Below are 20,265 nucleotides of genomic sequence, written 5' to 3' on the forward strand. Positions count from 1 at the left end.
CCCGGAAGGCTCGTCGCCGCCGAACCCGGCCCCGGTCGCATCTCGGCACGACACCGCCGTCACCCGCCTCGGCCTTTCGCCCGCCCGTCGTCACGCGCCGTGTGCCTGTGGAACCGCTCCGACCCCGGGCAGCAGGACCGGATGTCTGTGCCCGTGTGCACGGGTGCGCGGCAGTCGATCAAGGCAGGCGGTGGCATGTGGCGGGCCGGCTTGCCGAGCCGGCTCCGCGACGTCGACTCCACGACGCTGCCGCTCGTGCCGAGTCTCGATACCGTGACACACATGAAAGGCTCGATGATCGGCGAGTCGATCCGGGCTCGTACGTCGGTCCGCCGGGCTCGGACAAGCCGGCCCGGCACCGGCAGCGACCACGGGCGTGACGGCGAGTCGACTCCCCGCCTCGTCGAGCCGGTGCTCTCCGCGGGCATCATCGGTCGCCGTGGCCGTGCGGGAGGCCGTGGCCGCTCGTCCAGGCCCCGACGTTCCGCCGGGTCGCCGCCTCGACGACCCCGGCCTGCTCCGCGCGTTCCTCAGCCGGGGGTTCGCACATGACCGCGGAGATCGACGGGCACTCGGATGTCGGGGAGCCGCCGATCGCGGCGATCGTGCTCGCGGGCGGCGGCGGACGTCGGCTCGGCGGCCTGCACAAACCCGCGCTGGAGGTGGCGGGACACACCCTGCTCGACCGCGTCCTGACCGCTCTGCGCGGCGTGCGGCCGGTGGTGGTCGTCGGCCCCGTCATTCCGACACGGACCGAGGTGTACTGGACGAGGGAGCAGCCGCATCGGGGCGGCCCGGTCGCGGCGCTGGCCGCAGGCCTCGACCGACTGGCCGAGGTCTCGGCGACGATCGGCGCGCCGGACGGCCCGACCACGGCCCGGCCGCCCGGTGCCGCCCGAGCCGACTCCGTCTCGACGCCCGGCGGTGATCCGGCCCCATCCCCGGCGGACGGTTCAGCCGCGGCGCACGTTCGGAGCCCGGCCGCAGCAGGCGCCCAGGCCTCGACCCCGGCGGACGGTTCGACTGCGGTGGACGGTCGGGTCCCGGCCGCAGCACACGGCCAAGCTCTGGCCGCGGCGGACGGTTCAGCCGCGGCCCACGGCCGGGTCCCGCCCGCGGCACCTGCCCAAGCCTCGACCCCGCCGGCGGGTCCAGCCGCGGCGGAGGGAACGACGCCGGCGGACGATCAGGCTCCGGCTCCAGCCGCGTCGCACGATCGAATCGCCGCCCATGCAGAAGCCGCTACCCATGGTCGAGCCGGCGCGCACGGTCGAGACCCGGCCCACGGCCGAGCCGCCGTCCACGGTCAGGCCCCGGCGGGCGGCTCAGCCGCACAAGATCGAGCCACCGCACCCGATCACGCCCACGGCCGCAGCCACGGCCCGGCAGGGCAGGTGCTGTTGTACGCCGGGGACCAGGCCGTGCTCACCGCCGACACGGGGAGCCGGCTTCGTCACGCCCTGCGGGACAGGCCGGACGCGGCGGGCGCGGTGCTGGTCGACGAGACGGGCCGACGGCAATGGCTGATCTCGTGCTGGCGCGTGGCGGCGCTCCGCGCGGCGCTGCCGTCCCGCGTCGAAGGCGCCTCGCTGCGCTCGACGCTGGGTGCCCTCACGATCGTGGAGGTGATCGCGCGCCCCGAGGAGACCTGGGACGTCGACACGCCGGACGACCTACGGCGTCTCCGGGCGCGTGTCGACCCCGATACTGGAAGGCGCCCTCGGTGACGATCTCCGTGCACCCGTGCGGGTGATCTTCACCGAACCCACACCGTCTGCGTGGTCTGCTCCGTCGGCCGGGTGGACACGGCGCACCCTGGCGTCCACAGGCGGGACACGATGGCGGAGACTGGCGTGCGTACGCCGTCCCCCGCGAGGAGGTTGTCGACAGTGACCGATGCCGGGCCCGCCGATCAGACAGTCGGGAGTCAGGTCCTCCACACGCCTGCCCGCGACGCGCAGCTTCTCGAACGCACCGTGTTCGAGGTCAAACGGGTGATCGTAGGCCAGGACCGGTTGGTGGAGCGGCTGCTGGTCGGCCTGCTGGCCAAGGGCCACCTTCTTCTGGAGGGCGTTCCCGGGGTCGCCAAGACCCTCGCCGTGGAGACGATCGCCCAGGTCGTGGGTGGTAAGTACTCGCGCATCCAGTTCACCCCCGACCTGGTGCCCGCCGACATCCTCGGCACCCGCATCTACCGGCAGGGCCGGGAGGTCTTCGACGTCGAACTCGGCCCGGTGGTGGCGAACTTCGTCCTCGCCGACGAGATCAACCGTGCTCCGGCGAAGGTTCAGTCCGCGTTGCTGGAGGTGATGGCGGAGGGACACGTCTCCATCGGCGGCACGACCTTCCCCATGCCCAGCCCGTTCCTCGTCCTCGCGACCCAGAACCCCATCGAGAACGAAGGCGTCTACCCGCTGCCCGAGGCACAGCGAGATCGGTTCCTGTTGAAGATCCTCGTCGAGTACCCCTCGCCCGAGGAGGAGCGCGAGATCGTCTATCGGATGGGGGTGTCGCGCCCGGAGGTCCAGCAGGTGCTCACGCCCGAGGAGCTGATCCGGCTCCAGGGCGTGGCGTCGCGGGTGTTCGTGCACCACTCGCTCGTGGACTACGTGGTCCGGCTGGTCGTGGCCACCCGGTCGCCGGGAGACCACGGGCTCGCCGACGTCGCCGAGTGGATCGCCTACGGCGCCTCACCGAGAGCGACGCTGGGAGTGGTGGCCGCCGCCCGGGCACTGGCACTGCTGCGCGGCCGGGACTATGTGCTGCCGCAGGACGTGGTGGACGTCGCCTCCGACGTGCTGCGCCACCGACTCGTGCTGTCCTATGACGCGCTGGCCGACGGGGTGCCGGTCGAGCACATCATCAACCGTGCCCTGCAGACCGTGCCGCTGCCGCAGGTCTCGGCACGACCACAGCCGCCGAGCGGAGCACCCGGCATGCCCGCCCCGGCGGGAGCACCGGGACACCCGTGACCGGGCAGTCGAGCGGTGACTCCGCAGCCCCCGGCCCGCCCCGGGAGTACCACGCCGGGCTCGGCGGTACGCCGCGGACCGCCGAGGAGCCCTCGCCCTCGGAGCGCAGACCCGCGTGGGCGCCGCCCACGCTGAGCGGTGGCCGGATGGAGGCCGGCCTCCGCATGTTGGAGCTCAGCGTCCGAGGCAGGCTCGACGGACTCTTGCAGGGCAACCACCTCGGGCTGGTGCCCGGGCCCGGCAGCGAACCCGGCGAGGCGCGGCTGTACCAGCCGGGCGACGACGTTCGGCGGATGGACTGGGCCGTCACGGCACGCACCACCCAGCCGCACCTGCGTGAGACTGTCGCGGATCGGGAGCTGGAGACCTGGCTGGCGATCGACCTGTCGGCGAGCCTCGACTTCGGCACCGTCCACTGTGAGAAGCGGGATCTCGTCGTGGCGGCGGTGTCCGCGGTGTCCCACCTCACCCGAGGCGGCGGCAATCGGGTCGGCGCCGTCGTGTCCACCGGCTCGCGGCTGACCCGCATCCCCGCCCGGGGCGGGCTGCCGCACACCCGAGGACTGGTCCGCCGCATCGCCCAGACCCCTCGGGCCGCCGAGGGGGAGCGAGGCGACCTGGCCACCGCGCTGGAAGAGCTGCGCCGACCACCACGGCGACGAGGCCTCGCCGTCGTGATCTCCGACTTCCTGGGCCCGTTGCACTGGCAGCGCTCGCTGCGCGCGCTCTCCCTCCGCCACGACCTGATCGCCATCGAGGTGATCGACCCCCGAGACATCGAGCTGCCCGACGTCGGGACGGTCGTGCTCGCCGATCCCGAGACCGGACGTCAACGCGAGGTCGAGACGACGCCGCTGCTGCGCCGCGAGTTCGCCGCCGCGGCCGATGCCCACCGACAGGAGGTGGCGATGGGGCTGCGCCGCGCCAACTGCGCGCAGCTCACGCTGCGCACCGATTCCGACTGGGTGGCGGACATCGTCCGCTTCGTCGTGTCTCGCAAGCGCCGCTGGTCGGGAGGAGTGGCCTGATGCCGTCGTTCTCGCTGCGCGGCTTCGTCGGGCCGTGGTGGTTCCTGCTCCTCGTGGTCGTCGGCCTTCTGGTGGTCGGTTATCTGGTCGCCCTGCGCCGTCGTCGCCGCGACACGCTGCGCTTCGCGAACCTCGAACTGCTGGAGAAGGTCGCGCCCGCCCGTCTTCGACGACGCAGACACCTGGCCCCGGTGCTGCTCGGCGTGTCGCTGGTGTTCTTGACGATCGGCATGGCCGGGCCGACCTCGGAACAGCGGGTGCCCCGGAATCGGGCCACCGTGATGCTGGCCGTCGACGTCTCGATGTCGATGAACGCCACCGACATCGACCCGAGCAGACTGGCCGCGGCCAAGGCCGCCGCGACGAGCTTCGTGTCGGACATGACTCCCGGGGTGAACATCGGACTCGTCTCCTTCGCGGGCTCGGCCACCGTGCTCGTCCCGCCGACCACCGAACGCGACACCGTCACGCAGTCGATCAACGGGCTGGCCGTCGCGGAGGCCACCGCCACCGGAGAGGGCATCACCGCCTCACTCGCGGCCATCGACACCTTCGGCAACGTCGTCGGCGGCGCCGAGGGACCGCCGCCCGCCCGGATCGTCCTGATGACCGACGGCAAGAGCACCGTCGGCATGGACGAACTCGTCGCCGCCCAGGACGCGGCGGACCGGGAGATCCCCATCTCCACGATCTCCTTCGGCACCGATCTGGGACAGGTCGAGATCGAAGGCGAGCGCATCCCGGTGCCCGTCGACGACGTGACGATGCGGGAGATCGCCGAGATCTCCGGCGGCGAGTTCCACAAGGCGGCCAGCGCCGAGGAACTGCGTCGCGTGTACGACACCCTCGGCGAACAGATCGGCTATCAGGTCGAGCAGGTCGACGCCTCCCGTCCGTGGTTCGTGCTCGGCACCATCACGGCGTTGCTGGCCGCCGCGAGTTCGCTGCTGATCAGTCAACGTTCCCTCTGAACAAATCGGGTCCGCTCCTGCGGTCGACGGTCGTGCGTAGGGCCGCGGGACCCACCCGCTAGCGTTGCCACCGGCGCCGGAGCAGACGCCGGCACGGAACAGAGGAGCTCTAGTTGGCACGGTCGGTTCTGGTCACCGGAGGAAACCGAGGCATCGGACTGGCGATCGCCCAGGCGTTCGTCGCGCAGGGCGACAAGGTCGCGGTGACCCACCGGGGCTCCGCCGTCCCGGACGGGCTGCTCGGCGTTCGATGCGACGTCACCGACGGGGCCCAGGTCGAGGCGGCCTTCAAGGAGATCGCCGAGGCTCACGGCCCGGTCGAGGTGCTGGTGTCCAATGCGGGCATCACGGCGGACACCCTGTTGCTGCGCATGAACGAGGACACGTTCGACCGGGTGATCGACACGAATCTCGCGGGCGCGTACCGGGTCGCCAAGCAGGCCGCCTCGGCGATGCTGCGTAAGCGGTGGGGCCGGATCATCTTCATCTCCTCGGTCGCCGGCCTGTCCGGGTCGCCCGGTCAGGTGAACTACGCGGCCAGCAAGGCCGGGTTGGTGGGCATGGCACGGTCCATCGCGCGGGAGCTGGGCTCGCGCAACATCACGGCCAACGTCGTGGCTCCCGGCTTCGTCGAGACGGAGATGACCGAGACCGTCTCCGACGAGCGCAAGGCCGAGATCCTCGGCCAGGCAGCCATCCGACGCTTCGGCAGGCCCGAGGAGATCGCCGCCGCCGTCACCTGGCTGGCGTCCGACGAGTCCTCCTACGTCACCGGTGCGGTGCTGCCGGTCGACGGCGGCGTCGGCATGGGCCACTGAGGACCCGAGCCGCAGACTCGACGCCGCGAGACCGGCGTGCCCGGCCTACCGGCTCCGACGATGACGAGCCGCCGCGGGCGGTCGGTGATCGGCCCGACGACTCGACCACCGAGTCTGTCGCCGCCGATCGGCCGCGGCGGGCACGACGCCGTGACCGCCCCCGTGTCGTCGGAGTCCGGCCGCCGAAGCCCGACCGCGCTGCCGAAGGAGGCGACGCGGTCGCCGGTCGCCGGTACCGGGATCGAGCGCCCGAGCGGCAGGCATCCGGCTCCGCCCCGGACGACTGCCGTCCCCGTTGTCACGGGTCGCCGGTGACCGTCGGCGTTCGCGCACCCGAGACCTACCCGTGCGCCCCGGCGCCGAGGCGAACCGGTGTCGGCACGGCGGCGCCCCGAACCGAGCCTTGCGCGCCAGGCCGGCCGCGGGCGACCGTCGGCCGCCGCAGGACCGAGGCCGCGCGGATCGACGGCCCCGTGAGCGGCCGTCACACCCGCCCGCCGACGAGGCCGCCCGCCTCTCCACCCCGACCATCCCCGTACGGCATCAAGGAGGAATGAAGTGAGCGGACTGCTCGAAGGCAAACGGCTGCTCGTGACCGGTGTCATCACCGACGCCTCGATCGGCTTCCACGTCGCGAAGATCGCCCAGGAACAGGGCGCCCAGGTGGTGCTCACCGGTTTCGGTCGGATGAGCCTCGTGCAGCGGATCGCGGGAAGGCTCCCGCGGCCCGCCCCGGTGATCGAACTCGACGTGACGAACCAGGAGCACCTGGACACCCTGGCCGACCGCGTCGGCGAGCACGTCGACGGACTCGACGGCGTGGTCCACTCGATCGCGTACGGGCCGCCGTCCTGCCTCGGCGGTGACTTCCTCGAAGCGCCGTGGGAGGACGTGTCCACGGCGGTCGAGGTCTCGGCGTACTCGCTGAAGTCGCTGACCGTCGCCGTGCTCCCGTTGCTGTCGGCGGGCTCGTCGGTCGTGGGCATGGACTTCGACGCCCGACAGGCCTGGCCCGCCTACAACTGGATGGGCGTGGCCAAGGCCGCGTTGGAATCGACCACGCGATACCTGGCCAGGGATCTCGGGCCCCGACAGATCCGCGTCAACCTCGTCTCGGCGGGCCCGGTGCGGACCATGGCCGCCAAGTCGATTCCCGGCTTCGTCGACCTGGAGCAGGGCTGGTCGGGCCGCGCACCGCTGGGCTGGGACGTCGAGGACGCCACGCCGGTCGCGAAGACGGTGGCGGCGGTGCTCTCGGACTGGCTGCCGGTGACCACCGGTTCCATGGTGATGGCCGACGGTGGTTTTCACGCGGTCGGCTTCTGAGACCGCCGCTCACTCGGCGCCGTCGGCACTCCGGGAGGCGACCTCGGGCACCCCGGCGGCCTCGGCCGTCGGGCGGGTCGCGGCGGGCGTGGTCTCGGATCGGCCACGTCGATCGCCGAGGTGCCGACCGCGCGTACCTCGGCGACGCCGGGGCCGACGGCCGGAGCGAGCGACTCTCGGCTGCCGGTCCGGTATCCGGCCGGATGTCGGGCACTGGAGTCAGCTGATCGGACATGACTCCATCTTCGAACGCTCGTTCGATGTCGGCAAGATCTCGATCGAGTGGATCTCGGCCGCGGCCGACCCGGACCTGAAGCAGGCCGCGGTCGTGGGACGCCTCGACCTGATCGGGCGTCACGTGCTCCGGAATCGTGAACTCACGCCGGAAGGCACCGGTGCGGATCTCCTCGGCGATGCGGTCGTCCTTCTTCGTCTCTCGCGCCTCGCGCCCGCTGCCGCTGATCGACAGCCTGCCCTCGGAGGCCTCCACAGCCACATCGGAATCGATGTCCACGCCGGGCGGTTCGAGGGTGATGAGGACGCCGTCGCCGTCGCGGCCGCCCACCGCGGCGGGCGTCGGCGGCCGGGCCGACCCGGCGGGGGCACGAGGCCTGCGCGGACCCGCTGAGCGGTCGTCGGGAACAACCGGTGTCTGATCAGCCGCTATCCGTTCATGCCTCCTCCGTGCCCGCGCAAGCACTCGCGTGATCCACGTCGGGGGTGCCGTTCGTCGCGCAGGACGGCGGGGCGACAATGGCCCGGTGACCGACGAGCTCATCGACTTCGACGCGGTGCTTCTGCTGTCCTTCGGCGGTCCGGAGGGCCCCGAGGACGTGCGTCCCTTCCTGGAGAACGTGACTCGCGGCCGGGGCGTGCCGCCCGAACGGCTCGACGAGGTGGCCGAGCACTACTTCCACTTCGGTGGGATCTCGCCGATCAACGAGCTGAACCGGGACATCATCGACCGGCTCCGGATCGAACTGGATCGCCTCGGCCTCGATCTGCCGATCTATTTCGGCAACCGCAACTGGCACCCGATGGTGGAGGACACCGTCGAGCGGATGACAGGCGACGGCGTCCGGCGTGCGCTGGTGTTCGCGACCAGCGCCTACGGCGGTTATTCGGCCTGCAGGCAGTACGACGAGGACATCCGCCGTGCTCGGGAGGCCGTGGGGGAGACCGCGCCCGAACTCGTCAAGCTACGGCAGTTCTTCGATCACCCGTTGTTCGTGGCCGCCGCCGCCGACGGGGTGCGTCGTGCCTTCGCCGAACTGCCGAGCGATCAGCGCGAGCACGCGCGGCTGGTGTTCACCGCCCACTCCATCCCGGAGGCCGCCGACGCGGCGGCGGGCCCTGCCGAGGACGGCGGCCATCTGTACTCCCGGCAGGTCTTCGAGGCGGCGCGGCTGGTGGCCGCCGAGCTGGGCGTCGCCGAGCACGACGTGGTGTGGCAGTCCCGGTCCGGCCCGCCGCAGGTGCCGTGGCTGGAGCCGGACATCGTGGACCATCTCGACACGCTCTACTCCGCGAACACGCAGGCCGTGGTGGTCTGCCCGATCGGTTTCGTCAGCGACCACCTCGAGGTCGTCTGGGATCTCGACGCCGAGGCGAGGGAGCGAGCCGAGGAGCTGGGCATGGGATTCGCCCGTGCCGCCGCGCCCGGCACCGATCCGCGGTTCGCGGAGCTGATCGGCGAGCTGATCCGGGAACTGGTCGAGGGAGTTCCGGCCCGCCGACTCTCTGCGTTGCCCGCGGTGGGCTGCACGGTCAACGGCGCATGGTGCGCGACGAACTGCTGTGCGCCCGGCCGCAGGCCCGTCAGTTCGGAGCCTGTCACGGTCGACGCCTGACGGGTGCGTCCCGGATCCGCGGCCCGCGCGACGGCGCCTCGCCCGCCGTCGCGGCGCCACGGCGAGCCGTCTCCCGGGGGACCCTGGCGACCCCGTCTCCGGCCACCCGCGCGGCGAAGAGATCGTGGAGGTCGTCGACGACGGACGACGCGGGGCGGTCGGCGGCCGGGCGCGATCACGGACGGGCAGGGGTGCGCCGCCCGGTTCTACCGCGGTACCGAGTGGAGACGACGAACCAGGCCCTGCGTGGGCCCGGTCGGTCCACGCAGGCCGGACCTCGACCGAGAACCGCCCGAAGCGGCCCGGCCGCGGCGGCGAACTCCGGGTGATCGCCCTCGGACGTCCGACGCGGTCCGAGCGCCGACTCACTCGCTCGGCGGGCCCATGTCTGGAGCCATCCGCAGGATCGTGGTGCGGAACATGTAGGCCAGCGAGAGCACGATGATGCCGAGCATCTCCCGGTCGTCGCCGATCGACTCCAGGTCCGCCGTCACGCGGTCCGGCTCGCCGTTGGCCATGTCGCGGACGGCGCGGCCCGCGAAGAGCAGCGCCCTCCTGCGCGGGTCGTCCACCGTCGACGGATCCTCGGTCGCGGCGTCGAGATCCCTGCTGTGATCGGCGGCGTCGACGCCGATCACCCTGGTCACCACCTGGGCACCGGGCGCCAGCCGGGATCCGAGGGTGCGGGCGAGGAGTGTGACGGCCTCCCGCAGTCGCTCCGGCGTGGTCAGCAGCGCCCCCGCCGCCGTCGCGCCGGGTGTGCCGTCGGCCAACCACATTCGGGTGATGACCAGGGCCATGTCCCGGATCAGCCGCTCGTCGTACTCACCGCGCGCCCCCGTCGACAGCCACTGCGTGAGCACGACGTAGTGCGACGGCACCGCGTACGGCGAGATCGCACTGCTCACCACACGGGCGAACGTCTCGGTGAGCGCCTCCTGATCCGCCCCCGGCCAGGCCGTGATGCCCGCGCAGATCCGCTGGGCGGCAGACTCGTCGCCTGCCCGCGTGGCATCGAAGAGTTCGCCGACGGCGTGCATCCACAGCTCCCGGTTCGGCGCGGGCTTCGGCGGCGCGGGCACCCTGATACCGCCGTCCTCGTCGTGTTTGGCGAAGCGGACGATCGTGTCCGTCCAATGGCGGAGCAGCGCGGTGAGCCGGTCGGCGTCGAGGACCTCGGTCACGACCCGTCGAAGCTGATCGACGTCCGTGGCCCTGATCGCCACGACGGCACGGTCGGACCAGTCGACGATGTCGGCTGCCTTGCCGTGTCGCGGATTCGAGCTCTGGTCCGACACTGCGTCATCCCTCCAGGAGACAGGGGTGCGCGCCTGCCCGTACCCGTCGCCGGAGCAGCCGATCGCCCGGCCGTTCACGATGATGGCGGCGGACCAGGTCGATCAGTGCTTCTCGGCACGCTCACTGAGGATACGGGCGGCATCGTCCACCGCGGTCATCCTGGCCGCCCGCACGGCGGCCTTGATGGGACGCAGCGCCTCGTCGCGGGCCCTGGCGGCGGACGCCGACAACGCCCCGCCCGGCGCGTCGCGTCCCGCGACGTCCAGGATCGCGGCGACCTCGGCGGCACGCTCCAGCACCCGCAGCGCTCGTTGCGGCATGCCCTCCGGCCAGTCCGACATCGGCCGTGATGCCAGGGCCTCGGCGATCTCCTCCCGTACGCCGGGACGTCGTCGGGCGACGCCGAGTTCGGTGAGGGCGGTCGCGGCCTGACGCATCGCCGCGGCGAGTCCATGTTCGGCCTCACCGATCGGGTGATACTCGACCGGGGGCATCAGCTCGGGAAGCGTGTGCACGGTCCACCACATCAGCCCCTCCGGGCCGACCTCGGGGACCAGCGCCAGACCCGCCTCCGGGTAGAGCGCCGCCTCCTGCGCACGCAGGGCGTCCTCGGCGAAGCGGCCGGGGCCGCCGAGCCCTCGCACGTCGCCCGCGACCGGGAGCACGAGGCGGGCGGTGGTAGCGGGGGAGCGACGCAACGTCGCCAGCAGCATCGCCGGGCCTGCCGCCTGCTCATCCGGTCCGGGGAGATCGGTGACGGTCGCGGTCCGCTGATCGGCGGCGCGCACCTCGTGCGCTTGCGCCCAGACACGCAGCGCGTCCAACACGTCGTCCGCGGCGGCTGCTCCCCGCAGCCAGGCCGAGGTCCAGGTCACCATCGTCGCACTTGGGCATGGCACGCCGACGGAGGTTACCCGCACGCCGTCTCGCCGCGCACGACGCCCGGTGGATGGACCGGGCACACCGCCGGTCGTAGGGTCGATCGAGTGACTTCCCGTTACGGCAACGCCGACTACGGCTCCGACGTCCTGCGCGGCGCGGCGGCCCGAGCGGCCCCGGTTCCCACCGTGCCCGCGACGGTCGACCTCGTCGTCGAGGACGTCGGCGGGTTCTGCGGTGCGGTCGTGCACTGCGACCGGGTCGGCGTGACCCTCGAGGACCGCCACGGTGTCCGGCGGGTCTTCCCGCTGCGTGCAGCGGGGTTCCTCCTGGAGGGCAGGCCCGTGACCTTGACGGTGCCGTCCCGGACGCCGCCGTCGTCCGGGACCCGCTCGGCATCGGGTTCGGTGCGGGTCGAAGGACTGCGAGCCAGGACGGCGCGTGCCAGTCGGATCTGGGTGGAGGGCGTGCACGACGCCGAACTGCTGGAACGGGTCTGGGGGCACGATCTGCGCGTGGAGGGGATCGTCGTCGAGCCGTTGCAGGGCGTCGACGACCTGGCCGAGGCGCTGGCCGACTTCGGGCCGCGGCCGCATCGGCGGGTGGGCGTGCTCGTCGACCACCTGGTGCCGGGCAGCAAGGAGTCTCGACTGGTCGCGGCGATCGACTCGCCGCACGTCCTGGTCACGGGGCACCCGTATGTCGACGTGTGGGAGGCGGTCCGGCCGTCGGCGCTGGGAATCGACGCCTGGCCGTCGATTCCTCGGGGCACGGAGTGGAAGAAGGGCGTCTGCGCCGCGTTGGGCTGGGGCGAGCCGACCGCGGGCTGGCAGCGAGTGCTCGCGGGAGTACGCGGCTATCGCGATCTGGAGACGCCGTTGATCGGGGCGGTCGAGCGTCTCATCGACTTCGTGACCGTGCCCGGCTCGGACTGAGCGCAGACCGACGGCCTGCCGCCTCCGTCTGCCGTCGTGACCGGTGTCGTCCCGTGGTGGCGAGGTCGGAGGCGCTCGGGCGACGTGTCTGGTCGTGGTTCGTGTCCGCCGGACTCGCCCGGTTCTCGGGGCGAGACGGGACGGCGTGTCACTGTGGTCCGACGAGCGCGGGGTCGTCGGGGGACGCGGCGCGCGGACCGATGATCACCTGCCCTCAAGATCACGCTCCGGTCACGTGGTGCTTCTCGTCACACCTGGGCTCGTCACGTCTGCCACCATGGAGCCATGGCAGCCCTTATCTGGGTCATCGCGGGAGCACTGCTCATCGCGGCCGAGGTGCTGTCCGGAAACCTGGTCCTGTTGATGCTCGGTCTCGGTGCGCTCGTCGCCGCCGTCTCGGCGGGGATCGGTCTGCCGCTCTGGATCGACGTGATCGTGTTCGGACTCTCCTCGGTGGGGCTCGTCGTGCTCGCCAGGCCCGTCCTGCGCAGGCGGATGCGCAAGGGCGAGCTGACCGCGAAGACCAATGCCGAGGCACTGGTCGGCGAGAAGGCCACGGTCGTGGCCGAGGTGACCGCGGACGGCGGTCTGGTGAAGCTGGCAGGCGAGGTCTGGTCGGCCCGCAGCCTCGACGAGACCCAGGTACTGGAGGAGGGCCGCATCGTCACCGTCATGGAGATCTCCGGCGCGACCGCCGTGGTCTGGGACACCCCGTGAACAAGGAGACCGCCTGCTCGTCCCGGACGGCGGGTCTCCACTGGAGGTTTCAAGAGAGATGACGCTCTTCATCGTGCTGGCAGTGCTTGTGCTGCTGATCGCCACGGTCGTGTCACAGGCCGTGCTGGTGATCCCGCAGGCGACCGCGGCCGTGATCGAGAGACTGGGGCGGTTTCGCACCGTCGCGGCACCGGGTCTGAACTTCCTGGTGCCCTTCTTCGACCGAGTGCGCGCCAAGATCGACTTGCGCGAACAGGTGGTCTCCTTCCCCCCGCAGCCGGTGATCACCGAGGACAATCTGACCGTCTCCATCGACACGGTGGTCTACTTCCAGGTCACGGACCCGCGCGCGGCCGTCTACGAGATCTCCGACTACATCATCGGTGTCGAGCAGCTGACCACCACCACGCTGCGTAACGTGGTCGGCGGCATGACCCTCGAACAGACCCTCACCTCGCGTGATCAGATCAACGGTCAGCTCAGGGGAGTCCTGGACGAGGCGACGGGCCGGTGGGGAATCCGGGTCGCCAGGGTCGAGCTGAAGGCGATCGACCCGCCGCCCTCCATTCAGGACTCGATGGAGAAGCAGATGCGTGCCGACCGGGAGAAGCGCGCCATGATCCTGACCGCGGAGGGCGAGCGGGAGTCGGCGATCAAGACGGCGGAGGGCCAGAAGCAGTCGCAGATCCTCGGGGCCGAGGGCGCCAAGCAGGCCTCGATCCTCGCCGCCGAGGGCGAGCGACAGGCCGCCATCATGCGTGCTCAGGGCGAGCGGGCGGCTCGCTACCTGCAGGCGCAGGGCCAGGCCAAGGCCATCGAGAAGGTCTTCGCCGCGGTGAAGGCGGGCAAGCCGACTCCCGAGCTGCTCGCCTACCAGTACCTCCAGACCCTGCCGCAGATGGCACAGGGCGACGCGAACAAGGTGTGGGTGATCCCCAGCGACTTCAACAAGTCCCTGGAAGGGTTCGCCAGGATGCTCGGCGACAAGGGTGATGACGGCGTCTTCCGTTACGAGCCGCCGACGGAGGACGTCCCGGAGTCGCGTCCGGAGCAGGAGGACGAGTCGATCGCGAGCTGGTTCGACACCTCGTCCGATCCCAAGGTCGCCGAGGCGGTGCGGGCCGCCGAGGAGGTGGCTCGCAAGGAGGTGCCCAGCCCGGTGTCGGGACTGGGCGGCTCGCCCCGGCCGGGTTCTCGTGCCGTCGACGGCCCCTCGGCGGGCCCGAAGCTGTCCGGCGCCGCCCCGCGGCCGCCGTTGGGCACGGGTGAGCAGGCTCCCGGAGCACCGGCTCCCGGAGGACCGGTTCCGGGGACCCAGGCTCCGGGGACGGGGCCGGGCCCCGCGCAGCCGGGCCAGGGTGACTCACGAGGCTGAGCGCGGCAGAGCCGGTGAAGGGGCCCGCCGCGCCGCGGCGATCGGCACGCCTCTTCGCCGGCCGGCCGATCGACCCTCGATCTCTCGTCGGCGGTGACGAGATCGTGATCCTCGGCGGCCGACCGCAGGACTGACGGCGGCGGGCCGGTGCGGTTTGATGATCACGTGTCGGCGACTGAGCGAATCGATTCGGTGACCGGGAGTCCGCTGCGTACGCACCGTGATCGCGTGGTCTCCGCCGTCGCCGCAGGTGAACACACCGTGGTCGCCGAGCTGTGCGAGGCGGCCCTGCTGACGGTGCGGCGGCGGTCGACCGCGCCGGACCGCGTCGAGCTCACGTTGATCCAGGAACTCCTGGACGCCCACGCGGCGGCGTGCAGGCACGGGGCACGCTCCGGGCCCGCGTTGGCCGCCTGGCTGCTCCGCGTCCAGCTTGAGCAGCCGGGCCGGTGCGAGCCCGCGCTGGCCGACTGGGCCGACGCGCTGGGCGAGGCGGGGCTGGCCGCCTATCGCCGCGCGGTGGAGGCCGAGTGCGCACGGCTGCCGGTCGTGCCGTACGGCGGCATCCAGTTCCAGGACCGCAGGCGGCGGGCGGTGTTGCGTATGACCGAGGAGCTGGCTGACCACCTCGGCTGTGTCGACCTGACGGTCCTACAGCTCTCCAGAGACCTCTCGGCGGGCTGGCAGTACCTCAGCATCGCCGTCCTGCTGCATCAGCGGGGGCGGAGCCGCGAATGCCTCGACTGGCTCGATCGGGGGCTCGCGGTCACCAGAGGTACGGGAGCCGATGAGCCGCTGCTGGACCTCGCGATGCGGCACTGCCGATCCGCGGGCCTGTTCGAGGAGGCGCTGCGCCTTCGGCGGGAGGCGTTCGCGGCGAGACCCGGTCTGGATGCCTACCGACGCCTTCGGGCCGTGGCGGTCGAGCACGGCTGCTGGGCCGTCGAACGCGACCGGATGCTGAGGCTGCTCCACGAGCGGTCATGGGAGCGGCGGCACCGGACGGTGTTGATCGAGATCCTGCTCTGGGAGGGTGACGTCGAGTCGGCCTGGGCGTCGGCGCTGCGGTACGGCTGCCCTGAGGAGCTTCGACGTCGTCTGATCCAGGCACGCGCCGCCACCAGGCCGAGGACGACGGCCGGTGCCGAATCGGCGGGGGACGCCGCCACCTCGACCGGGCGCGGGCGACGAGCCGGGGCCGCGGGCCGCGGCGGGGATTGAGCCGCCGTCCTGGACGCGGTCGTGGGCGAGGTGGTGACCGCGCTCCGATTCGCCGACGGGGCGGTCTGGCGCCGTACGGGAACGCGGGACCGACGGCGACGGCCTCGCGGGAAGGACGCCGACGTCGGCGTCGACACACCACAGTGGCGGGTCGCACGTCACCACCGCCTCACCCGCGCCTTCGAACCGATCAAGAACATTGTTGATCAGCGAAGATCACATTGAGTGACCCGCCGGTGATCCGACTCGCCGATCGTCGTGGGCACGGGAGTCTGCACACGATGTGCCCGAAGGGGACTACCCTCGCAACTCATGGATGCCTCCACGCACCGGGATCGACAGACGGGCAGGTCCGGTCGCTACAAGCCGGTCCCGCGCACCGGTCCGCGGCGCGGGGCCAAGGACGTCGATAGGAACGACGCGATGCCCCCCGCAGATGTCGCTCAGGAAGTCGGCGAAGCCGCTCGTCAGCTCGGCGACCAGCTCTCCGACACCAACGCCATGCACAGCCTCGCCGACATCGAGCGGATCGTGGCCGGCCTGGCCGCCGCCGTGACCGGCGCCGCGGACGGCTTGGACGGGATCACGCAGTGGCTGCGCAGTACCGGCTACGGCGGGGACCTGTCCGGACATGCCAGTGTGGTGGCCGAACGGCTCGCGCACGCGGGCGGTGAACTAGGCCTCCTCGTCGACGCGGTGCACAAGGCGGCGGGCGAGGCGGAGTGACGACCCGCGCGAGGCGCACTCAGACGACGGTCGGAGTCGATGGTGGACAGTTCGGCGGTGCTGCGTAACTTCGTCGGCGGCGAGTACGTCGACACGGTGGACGGTGAGACCACACCACTGGTCGACCCGTGCACGGAGGAGGAGGTCGGCAGCGCCGGACTGAGCCGCTGGGCCGACGTCGACGGCGCGCTGCGTCGGGCCGAGTCCGCTCAGGAGACGTGGGCGGGCACCACGCCTGCCGACCGACAGCGGGCCCTGTTGAAGCTTGCCGACTCGGTGGAGGACGCCGCCGCCGACTTCGTCTTCGCCGAGTGCGCGATGACGGGCAAGCCGGTGCGGCAGGTCGTCGAGGAGGAGCTGCCGCAGGCCGTCGATCAGATCCGCTTCTTCGCGGGTGCCGCGCGGGTGCTGGACGGGACGGCGGGCGGCGAATACCTCGCGGGCCATGCCTCCATGCTGCACAGCGAGCCGTTGGGCGTCTGCGCGCAGGTCACGCCGCACAGTCATCCGCTGGTGTTCGCCGCGTCGTCGGTGGCGCCTGCCCTCGCGGCGGGCAACGCGGTGGTGCTCAAGCCCGCCGAGACGACGCCGACCACGAGCCTGCTGCTCGCCGAACATGCCGCCGCCGTGCTGCCGCCCGGTGTCTTCAACGTCATCTGCGGGGATCGGGACACCGGCCGGGCGATGGTGGCGCATGAGACGCCCCGACTGATCGCCCTCACCGGTGCGGTGCGGTCGGGCATGGAGGTCGCCGGTTCGGCCGCGGGCGATCTGAAGCGGGTGCACCTGCGGCTGGGCGGCAAGGCCCCGGCGGTGGTGTTCGCGGACGTGGACGTGCCCGACACGGCGGCTCGGCTGGTGCGGGCCGCCTTCGCCAACGGCGGACAGGACTGCCTGTCGGCCACTCGGGTGCTGGCCGCCGATGCCGTCTACGACGAGCTGCTGGCCGAGATCGCGGCGCGGGCGGAGGCGCTGCGCACCGGGCCGCCCCAGGACGTGTCGGCCGACTACGGCCCCCTCAACAACGCCGTCCAGTTCGACCAGGTCAACGGAGTCCTCCAGCGGCTGCCCGACCATGCCGAGGTGCTCACGACCGGCGGGCCCACGGGCAGCCGCGGCTACTTCGTTCGTCCGACGGTGATCGCGGGCGTCGAGCAGGACGACGAGGTCGTGCAGAACGAGGTGTTCGGCCCGGTTCTCACCGTCCAGCGCTTCACCGACGTCGAGGACGCGCTGCTGCTGGCCAACGGGGTGCGCTACGGCCGGGCCGCCAGCGTCTGGACGGCGGACAACGCACTGGCCGCCAGGGTGGCGTCCGCCCTGTCCTTCGGCAGCGTCTGGGTCAACACCCACGGCAGCGTGGCCGCCGAGATGCCGCACAACGGCTTCCGGCACTCCGGACACGGCACGGGGGTCTCGCGGCACGGCCTCGACGACTACACCCGCTTCAAGCACGTCATGACGAGCCTGAAGCCCAGCTGACCCTGTCGGCGGCCGCGTGCTCGAGTTCGGGCCGGTCCGCCCTGGCCGGACGTGGCAGGCGTGGGCACGACGGGGTGCCCTGACGCCGTCCCGCCCGGGTCGACGAGGCTCGACGCGATCGGCCCGGGCCGACGCGGACGGCGGCCGGTGCCTCGATGACAGGCGCCCGGTGATCCGGGCGGGCAGGCGGCCCGGGACCGACACGAATCGCGTTCCGCGCCTGTCCGGACGCCCGGGCGCGGGTGCTCAGTCGTGCCCGGCGGGTACCCGGATCGTCGGCACGTGCCGAACCGGGAAGTTCACCGAGTTGGCGATGAAGCACACCTCGTGTGCCCGTCGATGCAACGCCGTCGCCTCGGTCACCATGGACTCGCTCGCCACGGTGACCAGTGGCGCCAGGATCACCTCGGTGAACCGCCCCCGAGTGCGGGCGGACTCGTGCAGCAGCCCGCGTGCGGAGTCCTCGTACGCCACCACCACGACCCGGCCGAGCGAGCACAGCGCGAGATAACTCAGCATGTGGCACTGGGACAGCGCGCCGAGGAGGAGCTGTTCGGGGTTCCACCGGCTCGCGTCGCCCACGAAGGCCGGGTCGGCGCTGCCCTCGATGATCGGCAGACCCGCCGACGCGAGGTCGTGCGACCGCTCGTAGGAGCGATACCCGGACGTGCCCGTCCCGGTGTTCCCACGCCAGGACACCGTCACCTCGTAGTGGTGCTCGCGGGTCATGCGACTCGCCCTTCTCCCGACAGCTCTCTCCCGGGCATCCTGCCGGTCGGCCCCGGCCGGTGCGGGCGAGGTGGCCACCCGCCGCGGCCTGTCGTCCTCGGCGCCGCGGCCTCCTCCGCGCCGTGCGTGCGTCGGCCCGCGTGGTCGGCGTGTCTCGTTCCGCGCAGGCGGACTCGGCGGGCGGTCGTCGGACGCCGTGAACTCCGGCGCTGTCCGCCACGAGGTCGACGGCGAACCTCGTCGACGTGTCGCCGTCGACGTCGGGCCGGCCGTCGTACGCCGTATCCGATCGCCCGCCCGGGTCGATCAGGCGGGCCGTCGGGCATCGGCGATCGCGAGCGCCAGGGTGACCAGGCGGTCGACCTGGTCGACCTCGTCGGGCAGTTCGAGCAGGACGTGGTGCAGCTGGGCGTCGAGCGCGTGCACGAGCGTCGCGGCCGTCACGGTCGCGTCCTCGGCTCCCCGGTCACATCGGCGCAGATGCCCGGCCACCTCGGCGATCAGGCGCTCGGTCAGCGTCTGCAGCCTCGCGAGGCCCTCCGGGACCCTCGGAGAGTTCTGGTGCATCAGCGCGTGCAGTCGGGGCCGGTCACGATGCAGCGCGGCGATCTCGGTCGCGAGCACGGTCATCGTGTCGACGAACGGAGGCTCCCGGCGGCGGAGATCGGCGCACACGGCGTCCAGACGGGCGGCGAGCGAATCGATGTGGCGCAGGGTCAGGGCGTAGAGCAGGGCCTGCTTGTTCGGGAAGTACTGGTACACGGTTCCGATGGACACGCCGGCCCGGTCGGCGATGTGGTTGGTCGTCGCGGCCAGGCCGTCACGGTCGAAAAGCTGAGCAGCGGCCTCCAGGATGAAGGCCACCGTCTCCCGAGAGCGCTGTTGACGGGGTGTTCTGCGGGGCTCGGCGATGATCTGTCCAATGCGAGTTGTCGGGGCGTCCGCCGCGTCGAAGACTAGCGGTGTGCATGACGACTACCTGGCATTACTGCCCGAGGAGCTACGCCCCCGCCCGCTGCCCGCCCGTCGCTCCACCTGGTGGCGGTGGCGCGACATGGACGTCCACATCGAGCGGGTGGGCGAATCGGACGCACCTCGTCGTGCGCTGCTGTTGCACGGCGCGGGCGGCAACGCGGCGGCGATGTGGCCGGTGGCGGCTCAGCTCGCCGGGCACGGCGTCGAACTGATCGTCCCGGACCTGCCCGGCTTCGGCCGGACCCGTGCTCCTCGGCGTGGCGCGCTGCGCCTTGCGCACTGGATCGACCTGGCCTGCGACCTGCTGCGGGCCGAGCGTCGCGACGACGCGCGACCGCTGACGCTGATCGGCGCCAGCATGAGCGGGATGATCGCCTACGAGGTCGCCGCACGGACCGGTCTCGCCGACCGGGTCGTCGTCACCTGCCTGGTGGACCCGCGCGACGCCCGTGTGCGGCGGAAGGCGGCTCGATACCCGTGGCTGGGCGCCGTCGCGAGGCCCGTGCTGCGGTGGGCGGCGGGTCCGCTCGCCGGAGTCGAGATGCCGCTGCGTCTGCTGGTGAACATGCGGAAGATGAGCAACGTCCCGGCGCTGGTCGACCTGGTCCTTCGGGATCGCCGAGGCGGCGGCAACCGGATGCCGCTCGGCTTCGTGCGCAGTTTCCTGGACGCGGTCCCCAGCGTGGAGCCGGAGCGATTCACCGCCTGCGAGATCGTCTTGGCGCATCCGGCCGCGGACGGCTGGACCCCGGTGGAGATCAGCCTGCCGTTCTTCGACCGGATCGCGGGCCCGCGGCGACTGGTGATGCTGCCGGACGCCGGGCACTTCCCCATCGAGGCCGCCGGGATGCGGACTCTCGTGGAACTGCTCGCCGAGGGCCGCCGACCCGGCGAGTCCGGTGGGGGCCGGGCGAGCGCACGGCCATGACCACGAGATCCCTCCTCGGCCCTCCTCGGTTCCG

General features: G+C 72.0%; 18 protein-coding genes and 1 pseudogene. 14 read left to right on the forward strand and 5 right to left on the reverse strand.

The features are described 5' to 3' along the window. Positions 1 to 548 precede the first annotated feature (548 nt). The 6 genes from AHOG_RS10855 (at position 549) to fabI (ending at position 7,115) form a co-directional block, all read left to right on the forward strand. A complete protein-coding gene (locus tag AHOG_RS10855) occupies positions 549 to 1,727 on the forward strand; it encodes an NTP transferase domain-containing protein (RefSeq protein ID WP_093941255.1) in 1,179 nt (392 codons plus the stop codon). Between the two features lie 162 nt (positions 1,728 to 1,889). Further along, a complete protein-coding gene (locus tag AHOG_RS10860) occupies positions 1,890 to 2,972 on the forward strand; it encodes an AAA family ATPase (RefSeq protein WP_245856689.1) in 1,083 nt (360 codons plus the stop codon). Positions 2,973 to 3,118: 146 nt separating this feature from the next. Next, complete coding sequence (locus AHOG_RS10865; RefSeq protein ID WP_093941257.1) at positions 3,119 to 4,000, forward strand: DUF58 domain-containing protein; 882 nt, start codon at positions 3,119 to 3,121, stop codon at positions 3,998 to 4,000. Further along, the gene (locus tag AHOG_RS10870) at positions 4,000 to 4,971 is read left to right on the forward strand and encodes a VWA domain-containing protein (protein ID WP_093941258.1); all 972 of its coding nucleotides are present in this window, start codon (positions 4,000 to 4,002) and stop codon (positions 4,969 to 4,971) included. Before AHOG_RS10865 ends, AHOG_RS10870 begins: the two co-directional genes overlap by 1 nt. A gap of 113 nt (positions 4,972 to 5,084) precedes the next feature. Continuing rightward, positions 5,085 to 5,789 (forward strand): 3-oxoacyl-ACP reductase FabG, encoded by a 705-nt coding sequence (fabG, locus tag AHOG_RS10875; protein ID WP_093941259.1) that lies wholly within the window; start codon positions 5,085 to 5,087, stop codon positions 5,787 to 5,789. Positions 5,790 to 6,347: 558 nt separating this feature from the next. Next, positions 6,348 to 7,115, forward strand: coding sequence for an enoyl-ACP reductase FabI (gene fabI / locus AHOG_RS10885; RefSeq protein ID WP_093941261.1), 768 nt, complete (start codon positions 6,348 to 6,350; stop codon positions 7,113 to 7,115). Positions 7,116 to 7,416: 301 nt separating this feature from the next. On the opposite strand, the pseudogene AHOG_RS30475 reads toward fabI, so the two are convergent. Further along, positions 7,417 to 7,893, reverse strand: a pseudogene (locus AHOG_RS30475) (Hsp20/alpha crystallin family protein); the annotation flags it as partial. Between AHOG_RS30475 and AHOG_RS10895 the strand changes: the two are divergent. Then, entirely contained in the window at positions 7,892 to 8,965 is a 1,074-nt protein-coding gene (locus tag AHOG_RS10895) for a ferrochelatase (protein WP_093944352.1), read from the forward strand. The pseudogene AHOG_RS30475 and the gene AHOG_RS10895 sit on opposite strands and share 2 nt — an antisense overlap. Before the next feature lie 365 nt (positions 8,966 to 9,330). Here the strand turns inward: AHOG_RS10895 and AHOG_RS10900 are convergent, their stop codons facing one another. Together AHOG_RS10900 and AHOG_RS10905 are read right to left on the reverse strand one after the other, a co-directional pair. Then, on the reverse strand, positions 9,331 to 10,263 hold the full coding sequence (locus AHOG_RS10900) for a hypothetical protein (protein ID WP_157736760.1): 933 nt from the start codon (positions 10,261 to 10,263) through the stop codon (positions 9,331 to 9,333). Positions 10,264 to 10,365: 102 nt separating this feature from the next. Then, positions 10,366 to 11,142, reverse strand: coding sequence for a hypothetical protein (locus AHOG_RS10905; protein ID WP_184450882.1), 777 nt, complete (start codon positions 11,140 to 11,142; stop codon positions 10,366 to 10,368). Positions 11,143 to 11,250: 108 nt separating this feature from the next. On the opposite strand from AHOG_RS10905, the gene AHOG_RS10910 reads away from it, so the two are divergent. The 6 genes from AHOG_RS10910 (at position 11,251) to AHOG_RS10935 (ending at position 17,599) form a co-directional block, all read left to right on the forward strand. Next, entirely contained in the window at positions 11,251 to 12,078 is an 828-nt protein-coding gene (locus AHOG_RS10910) for a DUF3097 domain-containing protein (protein WP_093941263.1), read from the forward strand. A 285-nt stretch (positions 12,079 to 12,363) separates the two neighbouring features. After that, on the forward strand, positions 12,364 to 12,795 hold the full coding sequence (locus tag AHOG_RS10915) for an NfeD family protein (protein WP_093941264.1): 432 nt from the start codon (positions 12,364 to 12,366) through the stop codon (positions 12,793 to 12,795). A 58-nt stretch (positions 12,796 to 12,853) separates the two neighbouring features. Beyond that, a complete protein-coding gene (locus AHOG_RS10920) occupies positions 12,854 to 14,170 on the forward strand; it encodes an SPFH domain-containing protein (protein ID WP_093941265.1) in 1,317 nt (438 codons plus the stop codon). A gap of 192 nt (positions 14,171 to 14,362) precedes the next feature. Beyond that, positions 14,363 to 15,391, forward strand: a complete 1,029-nt coding sequence (locus AHOG_RS10925; protein ID WP_157736761.1) for a hypothetical protein — start codon at positions 14,363 to 14,365, stop codon at positions 15,389 to 15,391. Positions 15,392 to 15,814: 423 nt separating this feature from the next. Then, on the forward strand, positions 15,815 to 16,117 hold the full coding sequence (locus AHOG_RS10930) for a hypothetical protein (RefSeq protein WP_157434128.1): 303 nt from the start codon (positions 15,815 to 15,817) through the stop codon (positions 16,115 to 16,117). 39 nt (positions 16,118 to 16,156) lie between these two features. After that, positions 16,157 to 17,599: an aldehyde dehydrogenase family protein gene (locus AHOG_RS10935; protein ID WP_093941268.1), complete on the forward strand. Its 1,443-nt coding sequence runs from the start codon at positions 16,157 to 16,159 to the stop codon at positions 17,597 to 17,599. A 246-nt stretch (positions 17,600 to 17,845) separates the two neighbouring features. On the opposite strand, the gene AHOG_RS10940 is transcribed toward AHOG_RS10935, so the two are convergent. Both AHOG_RS10940 and AHOG_RS10945 read right to left on the reverse strand, forming a co-directional pair. Beyond that, entirely contained in the window at positions 17,846 to 18,328 is a 483-nt protein-coding gene (locus AHOG_RS10940) for an OsmC family protein (RefSeq protein ID WP_093941269.1), read from the reverse strand. A gap of 306 nt (positions 18,329 to 18,634) precedes the next feature. Then, positions 18,635 to 19,192 (reverse strand): TetR/AcrR family transcriptional regulator, encoded by a 558-nt coding sequence (locus AHOG_RS10945; RefSeq protein ID WP_245856690.1) that lies wholly within the window; start codon positions 19,190 to 19,192, stop codon positions 18,635 to 18,637. A gap of 100 nt (positions 19,193 to 19,292) precedes the next feature. Between AHOG_RS10945 and AHOG_RS10950 the strand changes: the two genes are divergently transcribed. Beyond that, positions 19,293 to 20,231 carry an alpha/beta hydrolase gene (locus AHOG_RS10950; RefSeq protein WP_093941271.1) on the forward strand — a complete coding sequence of 313 codons (939 nt, stop codon included), beginning with the start codon at positions 19,293 to 19,295 and terminating at the stop codon, positions 20,229 to 20,231. Positions 20,232 to 20,265 lie beyond the last annotated feature (34 nt).

The sequence above is a fragment of the Actinoalloteichus hoggarensis genome, from assembly GCF_002234535.1.
Taxonomy (GTDB): Bacteria; Actinomycetota; Actinomycetes; order Mycobacteriales; family Pseudonocardiaceae; genus Actinoalloteichus_A; species Actinoalloteichus_A hoggarensis.